Source organism: Bilifractor porci, from assembly GCF_009696005.1.
GTDB lineage: Bacteria > Bacillota > Clostridia > Lachnospirales > Lachnospiraceae > Bilifractor > Bilifractor porci.
In genome coordinates this window covers 1-4722 of record NZ_VUMV01000016.1, presented here as the reverse complement: position 1 = coordinate 4722, position 4722 = coordinate 1, and the positions used below count along the sequence as shown (strand labels likewise).

General features: G+C 47.7%; 5 protein-coding genes. 3 read left to right on the top strand and 2 right to left on the bottom strand.

Annotated features, from left to right (window positions below; all coding sequences use genetic code 11):
* Positions 1-408: 408 nt before the first annotated feature.
* Positions 409-810 (top strand): IS200/IS605 family transposase, encoded by a 402-nt coding sequence (gene tnpA / locus FYJ60_RS12370; RefSeq protein ID WP_408609156.1) that lies wholly within the window; start codon positions 409-411, stop codon positions 808-810.
* A 194-nt stretch (positions 811-1004) separates the two neighbouring features.
* Here tnpA and FYJ60_RS12365 read toward each other — a convergent pair whose 3' ends face one another.
* Positions 1005-1148, bottom strand: a complete 144-nt coding sequence (locus tag FYJ60_RS12365) for a hypothetical protein (protein ID WP_154458981.1) — start codon at positions 1146-1148, stop codon at positions 1005-1007.
* A 962-nt stretch (positions 1149-2110) separates the two neighbouring features.
* On the opposite strand from FYJ60_RS12365, the gene FYJ60_RS12530 reads away from it, so the two are divergent.
* Positions 2111-3439 carry a VaFE repeat-containing surface-anchored protein gene (locus FYJ60_RS12530; RefSeq protein WP_154458980.1) on the top strand — a complete coding sequence of 443 codons (1329 nt, stop codon included), beginning with the start codon at positions 2111-2113 and terminating at the stop codon, positions 3437-3439.
* On the opposite strand, the gene FYJ60_RS12960 is transcribed toward FYJ60_RS12530, so the two are convergent.
* Positions 3436-3669, bottom strand: a complete 234-nt coding sequence (locus FYJ60_RS12960) for an AAA family ATPase (RefSeq protein WP_408609155.1) — start codon at positions 3667-3669, stop codon at positions 3436-3438. The two genes, FYJ60_RS12530 and FYJ60_RS12960, sit on opposite strands and share 4 nt — an antisense overlap.
* Positions 3670-3920: 251 nt before the next feature.
* On the opposite strand from FYJ60_RS12960, the gene FYJ60_RS12355 reads away from it, so the two are divergent.
* Positions 3921-4370 carry a hypothetical protein gene (locus tag FYJ60_RS12355; protein ID WP_154458979.1) on the top strand — a complete coding sequence of 150 codons (450 nt, stop codon included), beginning with the start codon at positions 3921-3923 and terminating at the stop codon, positions 4368-4370.
* Positions 4371-4722: the final 352 nt, after the last annotated feature.

Sequence of the window (4722 nt, the reverse complement as noted above, 5' to 3'; positions counted from 1 at the left end):
TGTAAACCTGCCGTCCGGATCACGCAGGAGGGACGCTCGAAAAATGGTTCAAAAAAGCGTCGGGAAAAATGGCTCGAAAATCAGGCGGGAATCCTGTTTTGACAAATGTGCAGTAAGGTGGTATATTGAAACTACAAAAGGGCACTACCGATAGACGGTTGGCCCGATCAACATTTTACGGATGACCGCTCAGTTTCTCAGGCCGGGGCGGTCATTTTCTTTTGCCAATTGTATAGAACAATGTGGCTATCGCTGTAAGCAGAAGAAGCAAATCAATAAGATTCGACCATCCTACCATCTGCAACGCCCCCTTTCTGTGAAGATCGAGGGCAAGATACACCCTCGTCACAACAGTGAAAAGGGCCAACCGCCTACCGTGTATGGTAGTACCCACACGCATCATACCATATATTTTCCATTGCGGCCAGCATTGCAGACTTATCGTACAAGCAGGATCTTGCTGAAATCCTTCATCAGCTATGTGCATATAAAGGTGTCACAATCATCGAAGGACATCTGATGCCGGATCATGTACATATACTGGTCAGTATACCACCGAAGATCAGTGTGGCATCATTTATGGGATATTTGAAGGGAAAAAGTGCCCTTATGATGTTTGACAGGCACGCAAATTTGAAATATAAGTTCGGAAACCGGCATTTCTGGTCAGAAGGATATTATGCTAGTACAGTAGGGTTAAATGAAGCTACCATTAAAAAATATATCCAAGACCAAGAGCGTGCGGATATCATACAGGACAAGCTCAGTGTAAAGGAATACGAAGACCCTTTTAAGGGTCAGGGTAAGTAATACGAATGCCCCTTCAGGGGTAGCGACGAGTCAAAAGCAAAGTGGCTTGAACGGAGCTGCGGGAAGTGATTAAAAAACTTCCCGTAGCCATAAAGTGAAAGCCAGCGCCTTGAGAAGCTAGCCTAGCAACACGGGCTTATAGCCCGGACCGAACCACCCGTTTTACGGGTGGCGGCGATTATCAGATACGGGATTCATGCAAGGATTCCAAATATCAGCGCCAGCTTCGCGTATAGTTCCGCCTTTTTCTGCGGGGACATGACGGGCAGGTCATTTCCGGATCCGGAAGCATTAGCCGGCGCGGCCTGAGTCATTTTGTCAGAAGTGTTATTCTCCATCTTTTTCCCTCCTCATCCTGCAGTGTATATTACCTGCCGGAATTCGTTATATCATTCGGTGTCATTTTCGGCACACATTTTCTAAATTTGTTCCTATATTCCCGTCACAGTCACCTGCACAACACGTATTGCAAAAAAAGAAAAAGGTGATGAAGAATAAGCGGCAACAGGTTGTTGTATTCATTTTTTTCTTTTTATTTATGTGTAACAACAACATTATTTGATTAGATTCTATTAGTATTCCTGGAAAATCCCGTAATAACGGGGTTTTCCGGTACCTGGCAGGGACAAAAGGACTGGAAGGTACGGACGGATGTATGGCAAGGAGGGGAAAGAAGCGCGCTAAGAAAAGGACAAAATGACAGCAGGCCGGGGACAGGTGTACTTCCCGCGGGGAATCCGTCCGTGAGACAAAAAGACGGGAAGAAAGGGGCGAAAGGAAGGAAGAACGGGACAAAAATACCGGGAGGTATGGACAGGAAGAGGGATGCGGCGATGAAAGGGGACAGGTAAGTCTTTTTGTCCGTTCCCGGCGGAGGGAAGTGAGAGGAAAAAGTATATTTGTCCTCAGCTTCCAGAGAAAATAAGGGGATATCAGTGGCTCCGTAAAGGGAAGGGGAAGGCTGGAGGGATATTGTCGGGAACCAGTATTTTTGTCCGGAAAGACAAGTCGTTTTGTCCGCCACTCGTGGTTTTTGCAAGCAAGTTTGTCCGTCCTTACCCTCCGGACCAGTAAATTTGTCCCGAACTTCCTTTGGGAAAAACGAAACCCAATAAGGGCTTGAACCGCCATTTTTGCGGACAAGGAAACCTGTTTTTTGCAAGTACCGAGAAGGAAACACAAGTATTCCTGTCCGAAAAAATCCGTAACCGGCAAGTAACTTTGTCCGCGGCAATAAGTAGGTTTGTCCGTACCGGAATGCGATTTTGTCCCGGCCTTTACCATACCAGATAGCCGGGCCATGGGAAATGGCTGTTTCCCTGTAACCTGCCAAGTCCCTTCCGTATCCGCGGCAATGCTTGGCACCCATGCTGGAAAGGCTTCCGCAGATACACAACAAGTATATTTGTCCGCCTTGCAAGTATATTTGTCCTGTATATCCGGTATTTCTGTCCGTATGGGAAGTCTTTTTGTCCTGGACTTACCAATGGACTGTGACGGGAGTAAGTATATTTGTCCGCACATCCCCCTGTCATTCACCGGCAGGGCCGGCGTCTTCCGCCGCGTCCTCTTGCCTGCCCCCGGACGCGGCCAATTTGTCCATCCATTCCGCAAAAAAGCTGCGAACAGGGGACTTTCCAGCTTCTGGCAGGACAGCGGTAAAAGGGAGGGGGACATCCATACGGCAGAACCATGCCGCATCCTCCCGAAAAAGACGGGAAGGGAAACGAACCCCAAAAATACCTGGCAGGGGCCAGACGGAAGGCTGTCGGCAGACTGCGGACAAAATGACTGCATATCGGGACGGAAGGTAACCTTTACCGTGGACGCAAGCGAACTGGCAGGCCAGACACTGGTAGCGTTTGAAAAGTTCACGAACGAGGGCAGGGAAATCTTCGTGCATGAGGACCTGGAGGACCTCCTGCAGACCATTAAGATCCCGAAGATTGGTACGACGGCGAAAGCCGGTGAACTGGACGAGACCGCCTTTTATAACGAGGACGGAACCCCGAAGGAGATCACGATTACCGATACCGTGTCTTATGAGAACCTGTGGACAAAGGGACTCCTGGGCAAGCTCCAAGAGGAAGGCCTGACCATCACGGACAACGGGAATGTCATCGCGTCCGACCACGCGCCTGTATACGACATCAACGAGACCGGCGAGTATACCATGACCGGAAAGCTGATGGACAAGGCTACAGGAAAAGCGCTTACAGATGTAAACGGCAATGATTATGAGACTTCTGTACACTTTGTACCGGATGCGGGAAATGGGACTGTTGATTTGACCTTCACGATGAATGTGGCGGACTTCATCGACAAGGATGGCAGATGCATCCTGGACAGCAAATCCATCATAGTCTTCGAGGACCTGTACCAGGTACCGGAAGACGGCGAGACATCGGAAGACAACCATACGGCGGTCCATCACGATATTGATGATGACCAGGGACAGGATGTGATGGCTCATCACGACATCACGGAAAAACCGCAGACTGACTACATCCCGTCGATCCATACAAACGCCACGGATTCCGTAACCGGAAACCATAATGGCGTGGTAGACGGGAAGGACTACATTATTGACGAGGTATCTTATGAGAAACTGCAGAAGGGTACCACCTAAAAGCTGGGCGCGCAGCTGATTACAACCCATTGATTCTCTTCTTCAAGTTTGTTGGCTATATCGGAAAGCAGTACCGTTTTTCCGCTTCCGCGTGGCCCACGGATGATATACACCTGGTTCGTGATCGGATCTGTTAAAAATATATTGAGAATTACTCCTGTCTGGTGCGGCCGGAAAATGTATTCGATGGGTTTCTTTCCAAACGTTATCACAAAAGGATTTTTCTCCATATCAAAGAACTACATTTGTGTTTTTGAGCTACATCCGACTACATTCAAATACATTTGCGTTTTTGAACTACATTCTGCTACATTTACTGAAGCCCCATACTCCAATACGAGGCTTGGATGTGGAGCCTCACAAATGGAGATGCTGGTTTTGCACAATTTTTCACCCAAAATCAGCCATATAACATGTGTAAGGCTTTTGCAGGCTTACTGGCTTGCAGCGGCTTGATTTTGTTAACAAGGAGGAGAAAATCATGGCAAACTATATTCCAAAAGCAGAGCTGCTGCAAAAGGCGGTAGCCGAACTCAATGGCGTAAGTGATTCTTTTGATGTGTCGGTAAAGGACGATAACATTGTCGTGACATCGAAATGGCTGAATGGTACCGTCGTCGGTGCCGGTGGCGTGGAAAGCATGCGGGAAACGGCAACAACCATCTACACGATCAAGGATAACAGCAAATACAAATGGCATGACGTGCTTGATTCCGGCCATGCCAGCATCGGGGTGAATGGTATCAGCCTTTCCAAATCGGAATTTGCCGGGAAATCCGTATCGTTTAACAAGAACGTATATTTCGGCAAAAACAAGAATAACCCGGATGGCGGCCTTGGCGTCCAGACGGCAGAATCCAATACAGCCAAGACGCACAAAATAATGAAGGAATGGCTGGAGAAGTACGGCTACAAAAAAACGTTGTTTTGATGGCTTTTCCGCAGCGTAGTCCGTTATCTGGCAGATAGCCGGCAAAGTTTTTGTTGTGAGAAGGGAGTGAGTCCAATTTTGGCCTTGCTCTTTTTTGCAAAACGAAAGACAGGACAAAACGCATCGCTAATGACTCGAAAAAATGGCGCAAAAAACGAAAAAAACTGTTGACAGGAGCAATTCCCGATGGTATTATAAACAAGCTCGCTTCGAGAGAAGCGGCCAAGTTCCTTGACAACTGAACAGTAAAACACATCCTCGAAAGTTCAAAAAATTTTTGAGTTTGTCGAAAGACAATCCTTTAAACAGTAAACGGGATGAATTAGCCAAGAGTTGATTCTGACCGGATTCA